The sequence below is a fragment of the Mesorhizobium sp. WSM4833 genome (assembly GCF_055811095.1).
In genome coordinates this window covers 383,236-401,769 of record NZ_JBVVQG010000003.1, presented here as the reverse complement: position 1 = coordinate 401,769, position 18,534 = coordinate 383,236, and the positions used below count along the sequence as shown (strand labels likewise).

Annotated in this window: 18 protein-coding genes; 5 read left to right on the top strand and 13 right to left on the bottom strand. The window is 62.8% G+C overall.

Annotated elements, in window-relative coordinates:
- Positions 1-195 precede the first annotated feature (195 nt).
- Positions 196-588 carry a Co2+/Mg2+ efflux protein ApaG gene (gene apaG, locus AC0L2D_RS07800; protein ID WP_013533640.1) on the top strand — a complete coding sequence of 131 codons (393 nt, stop codon included), beginning with the start codon at positions 196-198 and terminating at the stop codon, positions 586-588.
- 47 nt (positions 589-635) lie between these two features.
- Here apaG and AC0L2D_RS07795 read toward each other — a convergent pair whose 3' ends face one another.
- From AC0L2D_RS07795 to AC0L2D_RS07785, 3 genes are all read right to left on the bottom strand, one after another.
- Positions 636-1,667, bottom strand: a complete 1,032-nt coding sequence (locus AC0L2D_RS07795) for an Hsp33 family molecular chaperone (protein ID WP_013533641.1) — start codon at positions 1,665-1,667, stop codon at positions 636-638.
- A gap of 110 nt (positions 1,668-1,777) precedes the next feature.
- Positions 1,778-2,689 (bottom strand): ornithine carbamoyltransferase, encoded by a 912-nt coding sequence (gene argF, locus AC0L2D_RS07790; protein WP_013533642.1) that lies wholly within the window; start codon positions 2,687-2,689, stop codon positions 1,778-1,780.
- 17 nt (positions 2,690-2,706) lie between these two features.
- A complete protein-coding gene (locus tag AC0L2D_RS07785) occupies positions 2,707-3,906 on the bottom strand; it encodes an aspartate aminotransferase family protein (protein ID WP_063170013.1) in 1,200 nt (399 codons plus the stop codon).
- A 359-nt stretch (positions 3,907-4,265) separates the two neighbouring features.
- Between AC0L2D_RS07785 and AC0L2D_RS07780 the strand changes: the two genes are divergently transcribed.
- Complete coding sequence (locus AC0L2D_RS07780) at positions 4,266-4,784, top strand: GcrA family cell cycle regulator (protein WP_063170012.1); 519 nt, start codon at positions 4,266-4,268, stop codon at positions 4,782-4,784.
- Positions 4,785-4,914: 130 nt separating this feature from the next.
- Here the strand turns inward: AC0L2D_RS07780 and AC0L2D_RS07775 are convergent, their stop codons facing one another.
- The 3 genes from AC0L2D_RS07775 to AC0L2D_RS07765 all read right to left on the bottom strand — a co-directional run bounded on the left by AC0L2D_RS07775 (position 4,915) and on the right by AC0L2D_RS07765 (position 8,120).
- Positions 4,915-5,925, bottom strand: coding sequence for a magnesium and cobalt transport protein CorA (locus AC0L2D_RS07775; RefSeq protein ID WP_013533645.1), 1,011 nt, complete (start codon positions 5,923-5,925; stop codon positions 4,915-4,917).
- 90 nt (positions 5,926-6,015) lie between these two features.
- Entirely contained in the window at positions 6,016-6,741 is a 726-nt protein-coding gene (gene phoU / locus AC0L2D_RS07770) for a phosphate signaling complex protein PhoU (protein WP_013533646.1), read from the bottom strand.
- A 113-nt stretch (positions 6,742-6,854) separates the two neighbouring features.
- A complete protein-coding gene (locus AC0L2D_RS07765) occupies positions 6,855-8,120 on the bottom strand; it encodes a sensor histidine kinase (RefSeq protein ID WP_473540703.1) in 1,266 nt (421 codons plus the stop codon).
- 121 nt (positions 8,121-8,241) lie between these two features.
- Between AC0L2D_RS07765 and ppk2 the strand changes: the two genes are divergently transcribed.
- A complete protein-coding gene (gene ppk2 / locus AC0L2D_RS07760) occupies positions 8,242-9,150 on the top strand; it encodes a polyphosphate kinase 2 (RefSeq protein ID WP_013533648.1) in 909 nt (302 codons plus the stop codon).
- A gap of 49 nt (positions 9,151-9,199) precedes the next feature.
- Here ppk2 and AC0L2D_RS07755 read toward each other — a convergent pair whose 3' ends face one another.
- The 3 genes from AC0L2D_RS07755 to AC0L2D_RS07745 all read right to left on the bottom strand — a co-directional run bounded on the left by AC0L2D_RS07755 (position 9,200) and on the right by AC0L2D_RS07745 (position 11,430).
- The gene (locus AC0L2D_RS07755) at positions 9,200-9,949 is read right to left on the bottom strand and encodes an enoyl-CoA hydratase-related protein (protein ID WP_013533649.1); all 750 of its coding nucleotides are present in this window, start codon (positions 9,947-9,949) and stop codon (positions 9,200-9,202) included.
- A 14-nt stretch (positions 9,950-9,963) separates the two neighbouring features.
- Positions 9,964-10,602 carry an acyl-homoserine-lactone synthase gene (locus AC0L2D_RS07750; RefSeq protein WP_013533650.1) on the bottom strand — a complete coding sequence of 213 codons (639 nt, stop codon included), beginning with the start codon at positions 10,600-10,602 and terminating at the stop codon, positions 9,964-9,966.
- A gap of 96 nt (positions 10,603-10,698) precedes the next feature.
- Positions 10,699-11,430 (bottom strand): helix-turn-helix transcriptional regulator, encoded by a 732-nt coding sequence (locus AC0L2D_RS07745; protein ID WP_024503165.1) that lies wholly within the window; start codon positions 11,428-11,430, stop codon positions 10,699-10,701.
- Positions 11,431-11,679: 249 nt separating this feature from the next.
- Here AC0L2D_RS07745 and AC0L2D_RS07740 point away from each other — a divergent pair, with 249 nt between their 5' ends.
- The gene (locus AC0L2D_RS07740; protein ID WP_337122843.1) at positions 11,680-12,528 is read left to right on the top strand and encodes a transporter substrate-binding domain-containing protein; all 849 of its coding nucleotides are present in this window, start codon (positions 11,680-11,682) and stop codon (positions 12,526-12,528) included.
- A gap of 12 nt (positions 12,529-12,540) precedes the next feature.
- Here AC0L2D_RS07740 and AC0L2D_RS07735 read toward each other — a convergent pair whose 3' ends face one another.
- Positions 12,541-12,948 carry a tellurite resistance TerB family protein gene (locus AC0L2D_RS07735; protein ID WP_013533653.1) on the bottom strand — a complete coding sequence of 136 codons (408 nt, stop codon included), beginning with the start codon at positions 12,946-12,948 and terminating at the stop codon, positions 12,541-12,543.
- 165 nt (positions 12,949-13,113) lie between these two features.
- Here AC0L2D_RS07735 and AC0L2D_RS07730 point away from each other — a divergent pair, with 165 nt between their 5' ends.
- Entirely contained in the window at positions 13,114-14,760 is a 1,647-nt protein-coding gene (locus AC0L2D_RS07730; protein ID WP_473540701.1) for a lysine--tRNA ligase, read from the top strand.
- On the opposite strand, the gene AC0L2D_RS07725 is transcribed toward AC0L2D_RS07730, so the two are convergent.
- The 3 genes from AC0L2D_RS07725 to AC0L2D_RS07715 all read right to left on the bottom strand — a co-directional run bounded on the left by AC0L2D_RS07725 (position 14,726) and on the right by AC0L2D_RS07715 (position 18,530).
- On the bottom strand, positions 14,726-15,568 hold the full coding sequence (locus AC0L2D_RS07725; RefSeq protein WP_348628039.1) for a thermonuclease family protein: 843 nt from the start codon (positions 15,566-15,568) through the stop codon (positions 14,726-14,728). The two genes, AC0L2D_RS07730 and AC0L2D_RS07725, sit on opposite strands and share 35 nt — an antisense overlap.
- Before the next feature lie 9 nt (positions 15,569-15,577).
- On the bottom strand, positions 15,578-16,228 hold the full coding sequence (locus AC0L2D_RS07720; RefSeq protein WP_013533656.1) for a S24 family peptidase: 651 nt from the start codon (positions 16,226-16,228) through the stop codon (positions 15,578-15,580).
- Positions 16,229-16,310: 82 nt separating this feature from the next.
- Positions 16,311-18,530: a 3-hydroxyacyl-CoA dehydrogenase NAD-binding domain-containing protein gene (locus AC0L2D_RS07715; RefSeq protein WP_473540699.1), complete on the bottom strand. Its 2,220-nt coding sequence runs from the start codon at positions 18,528-18,530 to the stop codon at positions 16,311-16,313.
- Between the last annotated feature and the right edge of the window lie 4 nt (positions 18,531-18,534).

Below are 18,534 nucleotides of genomic sequence, written 5' to 3'. Positions count from 1 at the left end.
GGCCGGTTTCAACAGTTCAGCAGAGCGCCCGAGTCGCGCGTCACCAGTCCGCGCACACCATCATTGTCATATGTCACTTAAATGACATTCTTTGTCGGCACCTGCCCGCGAGGCCGGCCAGAGGAGGCTTCGATCGGTTGACCTAACCGCACGGAGCGCCGAAAGTTCCGCTGGAACCGTTTTTTGGAGCCGCTTATGTATAGCGCCGTCACGCGCAACATCGAAGTGCAGGTCAGGCCGTTCTATCTGGAGGACCGTTCGGATCCCTCGGAGAACCGCTATGTCTGGGGCTATCAGATAACGATCGACAATCAGTCGGACGATTTCGTGCAGCTTCTGTCGCGCTATTGGCACATCACCGACGGCACCGGCCGGGTCGAGGAAGTGCGCGGCCCCGGCGTGGTCGGCGACCAGCCCGAACTCAATCCCGGCGACAGCTACCAGTACACATCCGGTTGCCCGCTCTCGACACCGTCCGGCATCATGGTCGGGCATTACACGATGCGCAACAAGCGGGGCGAGACGTTCGACATCGCCATTCCGGCGTTTTCGCTGGACTTGCCGGGGACGCGGCGGACGGTGAATTGATTTCGCCTCACCGGCCGCGGAGCGACCGGTGAGGCGTGGTTTCTACTCTACTGGGCCGCGAATTCCGCCGGGTCGAAATCATATTGCTTCGAACAGAATTCGCAGGCGACGTGGATGCCGCCGTCTTCGGTGCTGTCCTTGATCTCCTGGGCGGAAAAACCCTCGAGGATGCCGCGGATCTTGTCCCTGGAGCACGAGCACTGGTCGGCGACCGGAACGCCGCCGAAGACGCGCACGCCATGCTCGTGGAACAGCCTGTAGAGCAGCCGCTCGGCGCCGATCGTCGGGTCGATCAGTTCGGTCGGCTCGATGGTGCCGAGCAGAGCCAGCAACTCCTGCCAGGAATTGTCGACCGGATCGTGGATCTCCTCACGCGGATCGCCATCGCCGCCCGGCAGGTCCGGGACGCGCATGCGCTCGGGCGACTGCGGCAGGAACTGCGCCAGGATACCGCCGGCGCGCCATTGCTCGCGGGCGCCGCCGGGACCGGGCGTCAAAAGCTTGGCCACCGACAGCCTGATATCCGTCGGGATCTGCTCCGACTGACGGAAATAGGTGCGTGCCGCGTCTTCCAGGGTCTCGCCATCGAGCTGGACGATACCCTGATAGCGCTGCGTATGGGCGCCCTGGTCGATGGTCAGCGCCAGCACGCCACTGCCGAGCAGCGTCTGCTGGGAGGTTTCGCCCGCCGCGACCAGCGCTTCCAGCCGGTCGGCATCGAAACGCGCATAGGCGCGCAGCGCCGAGGGCGTGGAAAAATCCGCAACCAGCATGTCGACGGGTCCGTCGGTGCGGGTCTGCAGGATGAACTTGCCCTCGAACTTCAGCGAAGTGCCGAGCAGCACGGTCAGCACACAGGCCTCCGCCAGCAGGCGGGCGACCGGCTCGGGATAATCGTGGCGGCTGAGGATGGCGTCCAGCATCGGCCCGAGTTGGACCGTGCGGCCGCGCACGTCGAGAGGGCCGACCTCGAACGGCACGACGTGATCGTCGCCGGCATAGCCGAATTCGCCGAGTTTGGGGTGATGTTCAGTCACTTGATAGGTTTCCAACATGACAAAGCTCCAGGGCGCGGCCATGCCGCCCTCCGGGGCGCATGCGTCGAAACGCGCTTGATTTGCGTGATGCGGCGCAAATAGGCATCACACGCCCGCAGATCAAGCTCCCAGGGATCAAGCGCCCAGACACTTCAAGCGCCTAGACACCAGGCAAGCACGGCCTTCTGGGCATGGAGCCGGTTCTCGGCTTCGTCGAAGACCACCGAATGCGGTCCGTCGATAACCTCGTCTGTCACTTCCTCGCCGCGATGCGCCGGCAGGCAATGCATGAACAGCGCGTCCGGCTTGGCTCTCGCCATCAGCTTGGCATTGACCTGGTAGGGCGAGAACACATTGTGGCCGCGGGCGCGATGCTCCTGGCCCATCGACACCCAGCAATCGGTGACGATGCAGTCGGCCTGGTCGACGGCTTCCTCGGGCGAGCGGGTGAAGTGCAGCTTGCCGCCATGCGCCTGCGACCAATCGATATGCTTCTGCGCCGGCTCGCTGCCTTCGGGAACGGCGACGTTGAGGTTGAAGCGGAACCGGGCCGAGGCCTCGAGCAGGGAATGCAGCACATTGTTGCCGTCGCCGGTCCAGGCGATGGTCTTGCCGGCTACCGGACCGCGATGTTCCTCGAAGGTCATGATATCGGCCATCAGCTGGCAGGGATGGGTATCGTCGGTCAGTCCGTTGATCACCGGCACGGTGGCGTTCTCGGTCAATTCCAGCAGCCGCTCATGCGAGGTGGTGCGGATCATGATCGCATCGACATAGCGCGACAGCACCTTGGCGGTGTCGGCGATGGTCTCGGAACGGCCGAGCTGCATCTCGGTGCCGGTCAGCATGATGGTCTCGCCGCCGAGCTGCCGCATGCCGACGTCGAAGGAGACGCGCGTGCGCGTCGACGGCTTGTCGAAGATCATCGCCAGCACCTTGCCTTCGAGCGGTTTGGTGCGCTCGCCGGCCTTGAGCCGCGCCTTTCGCACCACCGCGTCGTCCAGCATCAAGCGCAGGTCGCCTTCGGAAACGGTGGAAAGATCGGTGAAATGGCGAACTGACATCAGCAATGATTCCGGGATTACTTCGCCGCGGCGGAAGCGATCGCCTCCGCCAGGCCCTTGGCGCCGGCGCGGATGCGGTTGAGCGCGTCATGGATCTCGGCGTCGGTGACGGTGAGCGGCGGCAACAGGCGAATGACGTTGTCGCCGGCCGGAACCGTCAACAGGTGCTGGTCGCGCAAGGCCATGTTCACCTTGGTGTTGGGCATGGCGCATTTGAGGCCGAGCATCAGCCCGGCACCCCTGATGTCCTCGATGATTTCGGGAAACTCGTCGGCGACCGACGCCAGACCCTGCTTCATCAGCAGCGCCTTGCGCTGGACATCTTCGAGGAAGCCGTCTTCCAGCACGACATCGAGCACGGCGTTGCCGACCGCCATGGCAAGCGGGTTGCCGCCGAACGTGGTGCCATGCACGCCGGCGGTCATGCCGACCGCCGCTTCATCCGTGGCAAGGCAGGCGCCCATCGGGAAGCCGCCGCCGATACCCTTGGCAATCGCCATGATGTCGGGCGTTACACCCGACCATTCATGTGCGAACAGCTTGCCGGTGCGGCCGATGCCGCACTGGACCTCGTCGTAGATCAACAGCAGGCCGTGCTGCTCGCACAATTGCCTGAGCCGCTTCAGCGACTGCGTCGGCACCGGGCGGATACCGCCCTCGCCCTGCACCGGCTCGATCAGGATCGCGGCCGTCTCCGGCGTGATCGCCTTTTCGGCGGCGTCAATGTCGTCGAAGCCGACCTGGTCGAAACCCTCGACCTTGGGGCCGAAGCCCTCGAGATACTTGTACTGGCCGCCAGCCGCGATGGTCGCCAGCGTGCGGCCGTGGAAGGCGCCTTCGAAGGTGATGATGCGGAAGCGCTCGGGATGGCCTTTGACGAAATGGTAGCGCCGCGCCGTCTTGATCGCGCATTCCAGCGCCTCGGCGCCGGAATTGGTGAAGAACACCTTGTCGGCGAAGGTGGCGTCGGCCAGCCGTTCGCCAAGCCGGCTCTGCCCGGGGATCTCGTAGAGGTTGGAGACATGCCACAGCTTGGCTGCCTGCTCGGTGAGTGCGGCGACCAGGTGCGGATGGCTGTGGCCCAGCGAATTGACGGCGATGCCGCCGGCGAAATCGAGATATCGCTCGCCCTTGTCGGTAATCAGCCATGTGCCTTCCCCGTGGTCGAAGGCCAGGGGTGCGCGAGCAAAGGTCTCGTAAAGCGCCGAACCGCTCATTATATGCGTCTCCGGTACCGGAAAATCAAAAAAGCCGCCAAAGCGGCGGCCTGTGCGGCTTATCCTGTTTTTCGGCCATGAAGTCAACGAAAACGTCGCGTAGTGGCGCGCGGCAAGCCCCCCCAACGGGACGCCGGCTCATAAGCGACCGGGCAAGTTGGGGAAAACCGAAAAAACCGATTCGTGTTGCACTTGGGACTCTTGTCACCGAGTCAGCGCATAGAGTAGTTGTAGTCGAGAAATAGCTAGATTTCGTGCGGCGGACCTAATCACCAGATATATGTGGTGTCTGCCCTGGCAAATGTTGCCGGGTCGGGAGAAGGATTCCGATTGCCGCACGCTTAGAGGAGCGCGGTCTCATGAACTGGACTGACGAGCGGGTAGAACTCTTGAGAAAACTGTGGTCGGAGGGTCTGAGCGCAAGCCAGATTGCTGCGCAGCTTGGAGGGGTCAGCCGCAATGCGGTCATCGGGAAGGTGCATCGGCTGAAACTGTCGGGCCGCGGTCGCTCGACCGCCACGCCGACACGCCAGAAGAAGGCAGCGCAAGGATCGACTGTCCAGAAATCGGTATCACGCGCCGCAACCACGGCACGCCATGTCACGACATCGGTCGGCGCCACTGCTTTGCAGACGCAGTTCGACGCCGAACCCGTGGCACGCCATTACATCCGCCCGGTCGAAAATGTCGTGCTGCCGATCTCGCGGCATCTGCAGCTGGTCGAACTGACCGAGCGGACCTGCAAATGGCCGAACGGCGATCCGCTTTCAGAGGACTTCCATTTCTGCGGCAACGATGCCGCCGAAACCGGTCCCTACTGCAAGTACCACGCCCGCGTGGCATTCCAGCCGGCATCGGAGCGGCGGCGGAGCAGGTAGATAAGGGAATAGGGGAGTAAGGCAGTAGGGCAGTATGTGCGCGGAAAGTCGCGCTCACGAAATGCCACCCTACTGCCCTACTGCCCTACTGCCCTACTGCCCTACTGCCCTACTGCCCTACTGCCCTACTTCACAACCAGCCATTCTTCCTGAACCGCCAATACAGAAACGCGCAGATCAGCGCGATCGTGGCCAGAACCACCGGATAGCCGTATTCCATCTTCAGTTCCGGCATGTCGCTGAAGTTCATGCCGTAAATGCCGGCGAGCGCCGTCGGCACCGCCAGGATTGCGGCCCAGGAGGCGAGCTTCTTGGTGTTGGCCGTTTCCTGACTCTGGCCGACCAGCAAGCTCGCCTCGAAAGCGAATGCCAGCACCTCGCGCAGGCTGTCGATCTTCTCCTGAACGGTGCGGATGTGATCGGTGACGTCGCGGAACAGCGGATGCATGGCGGTGTGGATCTGCGGCAGCTCGGCGCTGGTCAGCCTTCGGCAGACTTCGACCAGCGGAAGCGCGGCATTGCGCAGGCGCAGGAGATCGCGGCGCAGCATATAGAGCCGCTCTATGTCGGGAGCGGTCATCGGCTTCAGCAGAACCTTGTCCTCGATCGCCTCGACCTCGTCCTCGATCTGCTCGAGCACCGGCATGTAATTGTCGACGATGAAATCGAGGATGGCATAGAGGACGAAATCCTCGCCCTTGGCCAGCGAGTGCGGGCAGCTTTCCCAGTGCTGACGAACGGCGGCATAGGACGTCGAGGGACCGTGCCTGACGCTGACTATGTAGCCTGAGCCGACGAACAAATGGGTCTCGCCGAAGGTGACCCGGCCCTCGATCAGCTGCGCGGTGCGGGCGACGATGAACAAGGCGTCGCCATATTGCTCGATCTTCGGCCGCTGGTGCGGGTGCTCGGCATCCTCGATCGCCAGCTCATGCAGGTGAAACTGCGCCTGGACGCGCAGCAACAGGTTACGGTCGGGCTCCAACAGGCCGATCCAGACGACGTGACCGGATTTTTTTGCCCATTCGCCGGCTTCCTCGATGGGAATGTCGGCGATGCGGCGCCCCGCCGTGTAAACGCCGCAAGCGATAATGCCGGATATCGGCGCAGGCGCAGGGGTCAGGTTCCGAACATTTTCCATCACGACCTCCCGGAGCAAATCCACGGACGAGGATAGAGGCAAAGCCCGGAAAGCTTATCGTAAATCGGGTGACGGTTCGAGAGGCGGCGTTCACTTCACCGGCTGCGTCTCGGAAAGGCTGATTTTGTCGGTCTTGTCGCCCTTGGGCCGCTCAGCCGGCAGCTGATCGCCGGTGACGATGTAGTAGATGGTCTCGGCTATGTTGGTGGCGTGATCACCGATACGCTCGATGTTCTTGGCGCAAAACAGCAGATGCGTGCAGGGCGTGATGTTGCGCGGATCTTCCATCATGTAGGTCAGCAATTCGCGAAACAGCGATGTGTACATGGCGTCGATCTGGTCGTCACGATCGCGCACGAAGCCGATCTTCTCCACCGAACGGGACGCGTAGACGTCGAGCACTTCCTTGAGCTGGGTCAACGCCAGGTTGGAGAGGGCCTCGAGGCCGCGGAACAGGCTGGTCGGCTGGCGTCCGTCGGTGACGGCGACCACCCGCTTGGCAACATTCTTGGCGAGATCGCCAACCCGTTCGAGGTCGGCGGAGATGCGGATGGTCCCGACGATCTCGCGCAAATCCGCCGCCATCGGCTGACGCTTGGCAATGATGATGATCGCCTTGTCGTCGATTTCGCGCTGGCCCTCGTCCAGTACGGTATCGTCGCGGATGACCTTCTGGGCAAGGCCCGGGTCGGCATTGACGAGAGCGGTGACCGCCTGTTCGACCATGCGCTCGGCATGGCCACCCATCGCGGCGATGCGCTTCGACAGATATTTCAACTCCTCGTCATAAGCGCTGACGATGTGCACGGACTGCATGGCAAAATGCCTTCCCACGGGGTGTTTTGATTTTGAGTCGTTTCCTCGAATCCCCGCTGATACGCTAGCCGGATGACAGAAAAAAGAAACAGTCCCCTTGAATTAGGGCGATATCAGTGCGCCGGCAAATGAACCGAGAATGCCGCGCCGTTGCCGACTTCGGACTTGATCGAAAGCCGGGCGTTGTGGCGCGTCAGGATATGCTTGACGATCGACAGGCCGAGGCCGGTGCCTTTCTGGGTCCGGCTGGTCTCGACATCGACGCGGTAGAAGCGCTCGGTAATGCGCGGAATGTGCTCCTCGGGAATGCCAGGGCCAAAGTCCCTGATCGTCACGTCGATGCCCGGCTCTGGTCCGGCATCGCTATGCGCTATGGATACAACCACGCGCCCACCCGACTGCCCGTATTTGCAGGCGTTTTCCAGGAGGTTCTCGAAAACCTGGAAAAGCTCATCGCGATCGCCAGGCACATGAACCGGTCCGTCGGCGTAGCGCCGCTCGATGGCAACGGCGTTTTCGCTGGCCAGCGGTCCGAGCGAGTCGATGACGCTGTCGACGGTCTGGCGCAGGTCCACCTCGGTTCCCGGCTTCAGATAGGGTTTCATCTCGAGCCGCGACAGCGACAACAAATCGTCGATCAGACGCGCCATGCGGCCGGTCTGGCTCTGCATGATCTGCAGAAACTGGTCGCGCGCCGCCGCGTCGTTGCGGGCTGGCCCGCGCAGCGTTTCGATAAAGCCGGCGATGGAGGCAAGTGGGGTGCGCAGTTCGTGGCTGGCATTGGCGATGAAGTCGGCGCGCATGCGGTCGATCCTGCGCGTTTCGCTCTGGTCCTTGAACACCAGCACATAGAGATCGGTGGCGTGACCGACCGAGGACACGCTCACCCGGTAAGCCCGTTCGACCGGCAGCTTCTCCATGTAGTCGACGACATCGGAGGCGACGTCGCCCGATAGCACGCCATCCAGCAGGGTCTGCATTTCCGGCGCCCGGAATTTCAGCGACAGCGACATGCCTGGCGCGATGCCGCCGAAAGCGGCGAAGGCGGCGGCGTTGGCATGGACGATGGTGGCAGCCCGGTCGAAGATGATCAGCGGATCGGCGACGGCGGCCGCAAGATACTCACCCGAGAGCCTCTGCAGGCCGGTGGCCTCGATGGCAGCTCCGCTGCCGGTGGATTGGCGCGCGCCGGCGGCCGGCAGTATTGCCGCTGCAAGCAGCAACAGCAGCGCCGCGAGGACGATATAGGATGAAATCTCGGCCAAGGCATAAACGGCGACGACCGCGACGACGCCGGCCGCAAGCAGCCAGCGGCTGTTCCACAGCCGTGCGGCCATGGTTTGCGTGGTGCCTCTCTGCTCTGTGTCCAGGTCAGCCATCTGCCCGCGGGCCCGCACCCCATGCCTTCGCACCCGGTCCACGGTGGCGGAAAAACTTCCACTAGACCGTTCCGGAGGCTCCCCATAGCATGAGTCCGGAAGCTGGAAAGGGTTCGTCTCGATGAAAAAAGCCAAGGAAAGTCCCGCCGCGCCAACTTCGGGGCCGCTGAAGATCAGGATCGGCGGCAAGGAACGGGAGTTCGACATCGAAAACCCCGTGCTTCCCGACTGGGTCGAGGACAACAAGCTGACTGCCGGCGGCTATCCCTACGACAAGAAGATGAAAAGTGATGAGTATGACGAGACGCTCGAGAAGCTGCAGATCGAGCTGGTCAAGGCGCAGGCCTGGCTGCAGTCGACCGGCAAACGGGTGATGGCGCTGTTCGAGGGCCGCGACGCTGCCGGCAAGGGCGGCACGATCTTCGTGGTGCGCCAGTACCTCAATCCGCGCACGGCACGCAACGTGGCGCTGACCAAGCCGACCCCGACCGAACTGGGGCAATGGTATTACCAGCGCTATGTCGACCACTTCCCGACTTCAGGCGAATTCGTCACCTTCGACCGCTCCTGGTACAATCGCGCCGGCGTCGAGCCGGTGATGGGTTTCTGCACGCCGCAGCAGCACGAGCAGTTTCTCGACGAGACGCCGCATTTCGAGCGGATGATCTCCAACGAGGGGATTCACTTCTTCAAATTCTGGCTGAACATCGGCCGGGAAACGCAGCTCGAGCGCTTCCACGACCGCCGCTACAGCCCGCTGAAGAGCTGGAAGTTTTCGCCCATCGACGTTGCGGGCATCACCAAGTGGGACGACTACACCAAGGTGCGCGACACAATGTTCGAGCGCACCCACAAGGAATTCGCGCCGTGGATCATCGTACGGGCCAATGACAAGCGGCGCGCGCGGCTTGCGGTCATGCGGCGCATCCTGTCGTCTCTGCCCTATGAGGGGCGCGATCTCGAAATCATCGGCAAGGAAGACAAGAAGATCATCGGCGAAGGGCCGTCATTCCTGGGAAAACAGGATTGACGCTTTTTTGCGTCGCGCGGCAAGGAACCGCGCGACGCAATCATGATGCTTAAGCCGCCAGCCTGGCGATACGCTGCAATCGCCGCAGCGTCGTATCATCCTGCAGCGCCTGCTGGAAAAGCGAGATCTCCTGATCGATGCGGTCGCAGAGGGCCTCGGTGTTCCCTTTCAGCAGGCCGCGCGTCTGCAGCAGGGCGGCGACCGGCTTCTTGACGAGCTGTCTTGCCCGACCAAGGGCCGCCTCCTCGACGGTGCCTCCCGGCACGATCTCCGCGACCAGGCCGAGCGCCCTGGCATCTTCGGCGCGAAGCGTGTCGCCGAGGCAGAAGAAGCGGAAGGCACCGGCGTAGCCGAGCTTTTGCGGCGCCAGGATGCTGGTCGCCGCATCCGGCACCAGGCCGAAATCGACGAACGGCACCCTGAACGTGCTCTCATCGGACGCAATCACCATGTCGCAATGGAACAGGATGGTGCAGCCGACACCGACGGCATCGCCATCGACGCAGGCAAGGATGGGCTTTGGAAACGTCGCCAGCGTGCGGAACAGGTCGGTGACGGCGGCGATCAGTTTCTGGTGCTTGGTGGCGTCGAGGAATTCGGAGAAGTCGCCGCCCAGACAGAAACAGCCTGCCAGGCCGCGCAAGACGACGACGCGAACCTCCTCATTGTCGGCTGCTTCATGGAAGGTCCTTGCCAGGCTTTCATAGGCCCTCCTGTCCAGCACCGGCCGGCCGTCACTCGACGACACGGTGACCACCAGCGTGTGGTTGCGAAGTTCAGGTTGCGGATGTGTGCTCATGACTGTCTCCGATCTCATGACGCACGCCTTTGCCCGAGCATGTCGGGATATCCCCTGGCCAGCACGGGAGCAAAATGATTGCGGCGCGACCGCACCACATCGAGTGTGTGCTCGTTGAAGGTCAGCAAGGTGGCGACCACCTGCTGGTTGCCATAGGTGCGCTGATAGCCAAGCGGGGTCGCCAGGAAATGCAGTTGCAAGGCGCGCAGCACCCACATCGGCTCGAACTCGATGATCACCTTGTCGACGCCGCGCTTCAGCCCCCACTCGACGAAACCGGCAATCAGTTCGGTGCCGACGGTCGAAACGCCGCGACGGCCATCGCGAAAACCGGGAGCCACCGCATAGCGGGTCAATTCCCAGATGTTTGGACCCGACGGCGGCGTTCCTTCAGAAAGATCGGTCAAGACCTCGGTCAGCAGATGTGGCCGCGTCGTCGGCAACATCCTCTGATAACCCGCCACTTCACCGCCCCTGATGACGATCTGATGGACCGCCTCGTCGTGATCGAACTGGTCGAGTTCGAGCCCGTCGGGGCGCCTGAGGTCATCCCACCCCATCTCCTCGACGAATATCTTGTAGCGCAAACGATGGACGGCCTCCCAAAGGTCGGGACGTTCCATCAATTCCTGGGTTGTAAGGGAAAAAAGCATTCCGCCGTCTCCTGCGTTCAGAGGAAGATACGGCCGTGCTTTGATGAGAAAATTGCGTGATCGCGTAGGCAAGGATTTCAGGTCGGCACGGCCGACCTAACTAATGTAGCCGCGCCGTATCGCTTCCGCGACGGCCTGCACCCTGTTGACGGCACCTAGTTTGCTTTTGGCGTTAAGAAGATGTTTCTCCGAGGTGTGTTCGGAAATGCCGAGGATTTGCGAAATCTCCCATTCGGACTTGCCGACGGCGGCCCATTGCAGGCATTCGCGCTCGCGCGGCGTCAGCACGATATGATCGATGGTCTTGTTCGCCATGGTGTGGAGTTGCATGGCGCGGCCAACCGCGTAGGTCGAGACCAGCGACACCTGGCCGAATTCGGCGGCGGACAATTCCACGGCCTCGCCGCCCAGCGACACCATGACGATCTGGCCGTCGAGCGTGATCAGCGGAAAGGCCAACCCATCGCGCAGTTTGAAGGCGCCGGCATCGCCCATCACCTCGCCGCTGCTTTTGTCTATGCGGATGCCTTGGGACGCTTCGTGCCACTGGAAGGGCGCCTGCAACTGTTTCATATGGCTGACGACCGGGTCATGATCGACATAGTTGCGCGCGACATAGCGCTCCAGCCACTCGCCAGGCCAATCGCAGAGAAGCACATGCTGCTTTTGCTGGCCGGCCGGCGTGCCTGGCTGCGGGACGGTTCCCGCCATCAGTGCGGTGAGACCGAAATCCGATGTTATGCCCAGCAGCCTTTCGCAGACCGCCGCCGCCGTTGCGGCGTGCTGCAGTTGGTCTATGTATTCCAGCGTGCGATCGAACTGACCCATCGCAACATCAACCCCATGTTGCCTTGTGCATTGCGGCCAATGATGCGTGCCTGATTTACACTTCGCCACCGACCACGGATTGCAAATCGCAGACTTATTTTGTGGCTCCCTCTCACCGAGGCGACCGAAGCTGATTTGCAAACCGGCTAAATCATATCCTGAAATCGGCGTGTTGAAATCAAAAACCATTGTGCCTGTACCATTTTCGTACCAAAACCGGTGCGAGCACGACTGTGGCGGAGTTTTATCTTGGCGTTCCGGTGGAGGTCCTTCGCCTTTGCGATGCTGATCGGGTTGCTGTCGTTCGCCGACGGTGCGCGCGCCGCGGCGCCTCAGGTTCCGGTGCTGTGGGATGCCAAGGAGCGGCTGCCCAAGCCAGACCTTTCGAAGCTGCCCCGGCTGAGATTCCTCACCACCACGGACTTCCCGCCTTTCAACTTCCTCGACGGTGCGGGAAAGCTGTCCGGCTTCCACATCGATCTGGCACGCGCCATCTGCGCCGAGCTTGGCATTGTCGAAAAATGCCAGATCCAGGCCCTGCCCTGGGCCGAGCTGGAAGGCGCACTGCAGAAAGGCGAAGGCGAGGCGATCATCGCCGGCATCGCCGCAACACCGGAATCGCGCGCGACCTACGCCTTCTCACGCTCCTATCTGCAGTTTCCGGCGCGCTTCATCATGCCGAAGGGCAAGGCGCTGACCGAGCCCGTCTTTGACAAATTGCACGGCAAGCGAGTCGGCGTGATATCAGGCTCGGCGCATGAGCGCATGCTGCGCGACTATTTCAACACGGTCCAGGTCGTCCCTTTCGACAGGCCGGAAGAACTGTATGCCGATCTCAAGGCCGGCAAGGTCGACGCCGCCTTCGGCGACGGCATGCGCCTGGCTTTCTGGCTGGGTGGCTCGGACGCGGCGGGCTGCTGCCGCTTTGCCGGCGGGCCCTATCTGGCGCCCGAATATCTGGGCACGGGCATGGCCATCGCCACCAAAGCGGACAATCCGGCGCTGGCCGCAGCGATCGACTACGCGCTGCAGGAAATTTCAATGAAAGGCACGTTCGCCGAATTTTATCTGCGCTATTTCCCCGTCAGTTTTTTCTAAAGCCAAGGACTTTCAGGTCAGGGTACGCAGCCGCGCCTTGGCCGCGCGGCCGATGGCAGCAACCGTCAGCGTGTCGAGATCTAGCTGACGCCGGATCAGCTGCAGCACCCGCACCTCTTCCATGCGCATTTCGAGGTCGACGGCGGCAACCTCGAAGGCGGCGGCATAGGCGGTGTCGCGCAGCCGCTCGGGCAAGACCTCGGCGACTTCAGCCAGCACACCCTCCAGCCCATCCTTTTCGTGCAGGCGCTTCTGGCAGTCCTGGGCGACGCCGACCAGCCTGTCGTGGTTGAAGTCCTCGAACACCGGCCAGGAGCGGACGACCTCGCCGATCCGCGCCAGTTCAACATCGGTCATGTCGCGGTCGGAGGCCGAGGTGATGACCATCAGATAGATCAGGGCTTCATGAGGTGTCGGCAATTTTTTCTCCTTGAACCGGGCCTCGAAGTTAGGAACGCCCGTTCTGCACCGCAAGGAAAAAGCGCCGCACGCGTTGACGCTCCGGCGCTGCACGCCTAGAGACCGGTTGAAAAACCCTTGCTGCGGCCCGCCTTCGGGCCGGCAGATGATTTGGAAAACTGTGACATGGCGGGATCAAACATCATCGATCTCAACCCCGAGCTACTGGCGGCCGCGACCGAAAGCAAGGCGTGGCCGTTCGAGGAAGCCAAAAAGATCATCGAGCGCTACAAAGGCGCCGACTTTCCGCAAACAGTCCTGTTCGAGACCGGCTACGGGCCGTCCGGCCTGCCGCATATCGGCACATTCGGCGAGGTGGCGCGCACCTCGATGGTGCGCCATGCCTTCCGTGTCCTGACGCAGGACAAGGTCGCGACCAAGCTGCTGTGCTTTTCCGACGATATGGACGGCATGCGCAAGATACCCGACAGCGTGCCGGACCGCACCGCACTCGAGCCGCATCTGCACAAGCCGCTATCGTCGGTTCCCAACCCCTTCGGCGGCGACTATGCGAGCTTCGCCGACCACAACAATGCGATGCTCTGCCGCTTCCTCGACACGTTCGGCTTCGACTACGAGTTCGCCAGCGCGACCCAATACTACAAGGCCGGCCGTTTCGACGCGATGCTCAAGCGCGCTGCCGAGCGCTATGAGCAGATCATGGCGGTGATGCTGCCGACGCTCGGGCCCGAGCGGCAGGCGACCTACAGCCCGTTCCTGCCGATCTCGCCGAAGAGCGGCCGCGTGCTTTACGTGCCGATGAAGCATGTCGACGCCAAAGCCGGCACCATCACCTTCGACGACGAGGGCACCGAGACCACGCTTTCGATCACCGGCGGCCGCGTGAAGCTGCAGTGGAAGCCGGATTTCGGCATGCGCTGGGCAGCGCTTGGTGTCGATTTCGAAATGTTCGGCAAGGACCACCAGACCAATGCGGTGGTCTACGACCGTATCTGCAACATTCTGGGCGGACGGGCGCCGGAGCATTTCGTCTACGAACTGTTCCTCGACGAGAACGGCCAGAAGATCTCGAAGTCGAAGGGCAACGGGCTGACCATCGACGAGTGGCTGACCTATGCGCCGACCGAAAGCCTCGGGCTCTACATGTACCAACGGCCGCGGCAGGCCAAGAAGCTGTATTTCGACGTCATCCCGCGGGCCGTGGATGAATACTACACGTTCCTCGCCGCCTATCCCCGCCAGGACTGGAAGGAGCGGCTGGGCAACCCGGTCTGGCATATGCATGACGGCAACCCGCCCGCGATCGACATGCCGGTGCCGTTCTCTCTGCTGCTCAATCTGGTCAGCGCTTCCAACGCGCAGAACAAGGATGTGCTGTGGGGGTTCATTTCACGTCATACGCAAGGCGTGACGCCGGCGACGCATCCAGAGCTCGACCGGCTGGTCGGCCATGCGATCCGCTATTTCGACGATTTCGTGAAGCCGACGAAAACCTTCCGGCCCGCCGACGAGGTCGAGCGCGAAGCGCTGGCAGCCCTCGACGAAGCACTTGGCGCGCTGCCGGCGGACGCCAGCGGCGAAGCGATCCAGAACGCCTCGCTCAACGTCGCACGCAGGATCGAGCGCTATCAGGATCATTCCAAGCAGAGCCCGGAAGGCGGCCCCGGCGTATCGGGCGCCTTCTTCCAGATGATCTACCAGGTGCTGATCGGCCAGGAGCGCGGCCCGCGCTTCGGCTCGTTCGCAGCACTCTACGGCGTTGCCGAGACGCGTGCGCTCATTGAGCGGGCGCTGGCTGGTCAGCTGGCTTGAGCACGCCGTCGACCTCTTCCAGGATCGAACCCGGCGCCTGAGGTGCCGGGCCTGGCGCGGCCGGCATCGCCGGCATGCCCGACAGATCGGGCGCCGATCCGAAAATGCCCTTCTTGCCCATGCGCGCCTTGTCGCCGGCCTCGACATAGGGGCCGCCCTTGGCGGCGCGCGCCCAGCCATTTTCGACCAGCCACTGACCTACATCCTGCTTGCCGATCCGGCACTCGGCTGCGATCAGGTCGCGGCCGCCCTGCGGCGGCACCGTGCAGACCACCGCGCGGCCGCGCAGGAAGGCGCGGAACGCTGTCCTCGCCCGGACGCCGCACGGCCAGGACTTGCCGTCCTCGCTGCAAATCTCGTCCTGCCTGACGATGTCGATGCCGGAAACCGCGACCGAGTAGCCCTTCGCCTCGATCAAGCCGGCGGCCGGCGCAACCGGCTGGAACAGCTTTGTGCCGTTCCAGTCGTCAGGCATTTTCGGCTTGGGCGGCACGGCCAGCGCGAGTTTGCTCAGCGGCTCGCGCGGCTCGATCCGTTCAAGCCCGTCGGCGGGCAGTTCCGGCGGCGCGACGATTTCGGGATCGATCGCCCTCGAATGCGTCGCCGGCTGCGGAGCTGCGATGGCCGATGTGGCCGGCTCCTCGGGCAGCGTCCCGGCAGCCTGCTGCGCCATCGCATCGGCGCCCGGATCAAGCTGGTCCACGGTGATGACGCTTTCACTACCTTTCAGAGTGTGACCGCCAGTGACGACAATGGCTGCCATCACAGGGACCATCAGAACCGCCAGCGCATGATGGAGAAGCCGCACCAGCTTGACCTATTGGCTTGCCCAGACAATCCGCGCCACCCATTCGACATCGCGCATGGGAATATCGCGGTCGGGATGATCGGGATTGAGCGAGACCAGCGCAATCGACCTGACGGTCTGGCGCTCGAGCACCTTGGCCATCACTTCGCCTGATGTGGTCTTGACGACGACGCGATCGCCCTTGCGGGTAACGGCGCCCGGTTCGACGATGAGGACGTCGCCATTGCGGTAGAGCGGCAGCATGGAATCGCCCTGCACCTGCAAAGCATAGGAACTCTCGGTCGATTGCGTCGGCAGTTCGATCAGATCCCAGCCCTGCCCGGCTGGAAAGCCGGCATCGTCGAAGAAGCCGCCGGCGCCGGCCTGGGCAAAGCCGAGCAGCGGCACGGAGCTTCGGCGGGCGACCGAAGCCGCATGGCTGGCCCCGGCCCGACCTTCAATCAAACCGGTGAATTCGTCGAGGGAAGCGCCCGTTGCCTCCATGATCTTTGCCAGTGATTCGGTCGAGGGCCAGCGCGGCCGGCCATCCGACGACAGGCGCTTCGACTTGTTGAAGGCGGTGGAATCGAGCCCCGCACGCTTGGCCAGCCCCGAGGCCGAAAGCGAATAGCGCTCGGCAAGAGCATCAATGGCAGCCCAGACACGGTCATGCGAGAGCATGTGTCGCTCTCCTTTGAACAGGAAAAAATACCTTCCCTGTTCTAACCCCGGACCGCCATCTTGTCCACAGTGCAAGGCTTACTCACGCCGCTTTCCTGGTCTCGCCTTTCGCATAGGGATCGAAGCGCTGATAGAAGCTCTCACCCTTCTCGGCCATGTCGAGCAGCAGCTTGGGCGCCTTGAACTCGGCGCCGTATTTCTTCTGCAGGTTTCTGGCGATCTTGACGAACGCCTTGGCGCCGATGCCGTCGATGTAGGACAGCGCACCGCCGGTATAGGGAGCGAAGCCGAAGGCGAGGATCGAGCCGACATCGGCCTCGCGCGGGTCGGTGACGATGCCTTCTTCCATCACCCGGGCCGCTTCGAGCGCGATGGTGACCAGCAGCCGCTGCTGCAGTTCCTCATAATCGACCTTCTCGGGTGCAAGCTGCGGATAGAGATCCCTGAGGCCCGGCCACAGCTTCTTCTTGGCGGGCTTGGCCGGATAATCGTAAAAACCCTTGCCGTTCTTGCGGCCGAAGCGGCCGTGATCGTCGACCATGGTGTTGATCAGCGCCATCTGCTTGGGATCGACCGCCTTGTCGCCCAAATCCCTGATGGTCTGCTTCATGATCTTCTGGGCAAGGTCGATGGCCGTTTCGTCGGTCAGTGCCAGGGGGCCGACCGGCATGCCGGCTGCCTTCGCCGCGTTCTCGATCATCGGCGCGGGCACACCTTCGATCAGCATCTTGTAGGCTTCCGACATGTAGCGCAGCACGCAGCGGTTGACGTAGAAGCCGCGCGTGTCGTTGACGACGATCGGCGTCTTCTTGATGGCGCGAACGAAGTCGATCGCGGTGGCCAGCGCCTTGTCGCCGGTCTTCTTGCCCAAAATGATCTCCACCAGCATCATCTTGTCGACCGGCGAGAAGAAATGGATGCCGATGAAATTCTTCGGCCGCGCCGAATTCTTGGCCAGCGACGAGATCGGGATGGTGGAGGTGTTCGACGCGAAGATCGCCGATGGCTTCAACACGGCTTCCGCCTGTTCGGTGGCGCTCTTCTTGACGCCCGAATCCTCGAACACCGCCTCGACCACCAGATCGCAGCCGGCAAGGTCGGCATAGTCCGCCGTCGGCGTGATCAGCGACAGCAGTTTGTCCTTGTCCTCCGGCTTGGCGCGGCCCTTCTTGACCTGATCCGAGACCAGGCTGTCGGAATGCGCCTTGCCCTTGGCGGCCGACTCCAGATCACGGTCGAGCAGCACCACCGGGATGCCGGCCTTGGCGGTGACATAGGCGATGCCGGCGCCCATGAAGCCAGCGCCGAGAATGCCGATCTTCTTGAACTTGGTTTCGGGCACGCCGGCCGGGCGGCGGGCGCCCTTGTTCAGTTCCTGTAGCGACACAAACAACGAGCGGATCATCGCCGCCGCTTCCCTGGTCTGCATGATCTCGGTGAAATAGCGCTGCTCGATGCGCAAGGCGGTGTCGAACGGCACCAGCAGGCCTTCATAGACGCATTTGAGGATCGCGGCGGCGGCCGGATAGTTGCCATAGGTCTCGCGACGCAGGATGGCGATCGCCGGCGGCCACAGATTGAAACCGGCCGGCGAATAGATCTGGCCGCCGGGCAGCTTGAAACCTTTCTCGTCCCATGGCGCCACCGGCTTCAGCCCATTCCTGATCATCGCCTTGGCGGTCTCGATCAACCTGGCCGGCTCGGCGATCTCATGGATCAGGCCCATCGACTTGGCCTTCTGCGGCGACAGCGTCTGGCCGGAGGTCAGCATCTGCAACGCCTGCTGCTGATCGGTCAGCCGCGGCACGCGCTGGGTGCCGCCGGCGCCCGGGAAGATGCCGATCTTCACCTCGGGAAGCGCCATCTTCACCTTGTCGCTATCGGCGGCGACACGGCCGTGGCAGGCGAGCGACAATTCGAAGGCGCCGCCCATGCAGGTGCCGTTGATCGCCGACACCCACGGCTTTCCGCAAGTTTCCAGCTTGCGGAACAGGCCGGTCATCATGCCGGCATTGTCGAACAGCGCCTTGGTCGCCTTTTCGGCGTCCTTGCCCTTTTCCGCGGCGAAGGTCGTCAGCATCTTCTGCAGCAAAGAGATATCGGCACCGCCGGAGAAGGTATCCTTGCCGGAGGTGATCACGGCGCCCTTGATGGCGGCGTCACCAGCCACCTTGTCGACAATGGCGTTCAATTCCCGCATCGCCTCTTCGGTGAAGACGTTCATCGAACGGCCGGGCATGTCCCAGGTGACCAGCGCAATGCCGTCGGCGTCGGTGTCGAGGGTGAAATTGGTGTAGCTCATCGTT

Excerpts from the sequence above, each read along its gene's own strand:
- apaG (WP_013533640.1), top strand. The coding sequence starts at position 196 with ATGTATAGCGCCGTCACGCGCAACATCGAAGTGCAGGTCAGGCCGTTC.
- AC0L2D_RS07795 (WP_013533641.1), bottom strand. The coding sequence starts at position 1,667 with ATGGCCGCGCCCTGGAGCTTTGTCATGTTGGAAACCTATCAAGTGACT.
- argF (WP_013533642.1), bottom strand. The coding sequence starts at position 2,689 with ATGTCAGTTCGCCATTTCACCGATCTTTCCACCGTTTCCGAAGGCGAC.
- AC0L2D_RS07785 (WP_063170013.1), bottom strand. The coding sequence starts at position 3,906 with ATGAGCGGTTCGGCGCTTTACGAGACCTTTGCTCGCGCACCCCTGGCC.
- AC0L2D_RS07780 (WP_063170012.1), top strand. The coding sequence starts at position 4,266 with ATGAACTGGACTGACGAGCGGGTAGAACTCTTGAGAAAACTGTGGTCG.
- AC0L2D_RS07775 (WP_013533645.1), bottom strand. The coding sequence starts at position 5,925 with ATGGAAAATGTTCGGAACCTGACCCCTGCGCCTGCGCCGATATCCGGC.
- phoU (WP_013533646.1), bottom strand. The coding sequence starts at position 6,741 with ATGCAGTCCGTGCACATCGTCAGCGCTTATGACGAGGAGTTGAAATAT.
- AC0L2D_RS07765 (WP_473540703.1), bottom strand. The coding sequence starts at position 8,120 with ATGGCTGACCTGGACACAGAGCAGAGAGGCACCACGCAAACCATGGCC.
- ppk2 (WP_013533648.1), top strand. The coding sequence starts at position 8,242 with ATGAAAAAAGCCAAGGAAAGTCCCGCCGCGCCAACTTCGGGGCCGCTG.
- AC0L2D_RS07755 (WP_013533649.1), bottom strand. The coding sequence starts at position 9,949 with ATGAGCACACATCCGCAACCTGAACTTCGCAACCACACGCTGGTGGTC.
- AC0L2D_RS07750 (WP_013533650.1), bottom strand. The coding sequence starts at position 10,602 with ATGCTTTTTTCCCTTACAACCCAGGAATTGATGGAACGTCCCGACCTT.
- AC0L2D_RS07745 (WP_024503165.1), bottom strand. The coding sequence starts at position 11,430 with ATGGGTCAGTTCGATCGCACGCTGGAATACATAGACCAACTGCAGCAC.
- AC0L2D_RS07730 (WP_473540701.1), top strand. The coding sequence starts at position 13,114 with ATGGCGGGATCAAACATCATCGATCTCAACCCCGAGCTACTGGCGGCC.
- AC0L2D_RS07720 (WP_013533656.1), bottom strand. The coding sequence starts at position 16,228 with ATGCTCTCGCATGACCGTGTCTGGGCTGCCATTGATGCTCTTGCCGAG.
- AC0L2D_RS07715 (WP_473540699.1), bottom strand. The coding sequence starts at position 18,530 with ATGAGCTACACCAATTTCACCCTCGACACCGACGCCGACGGCATTGCG.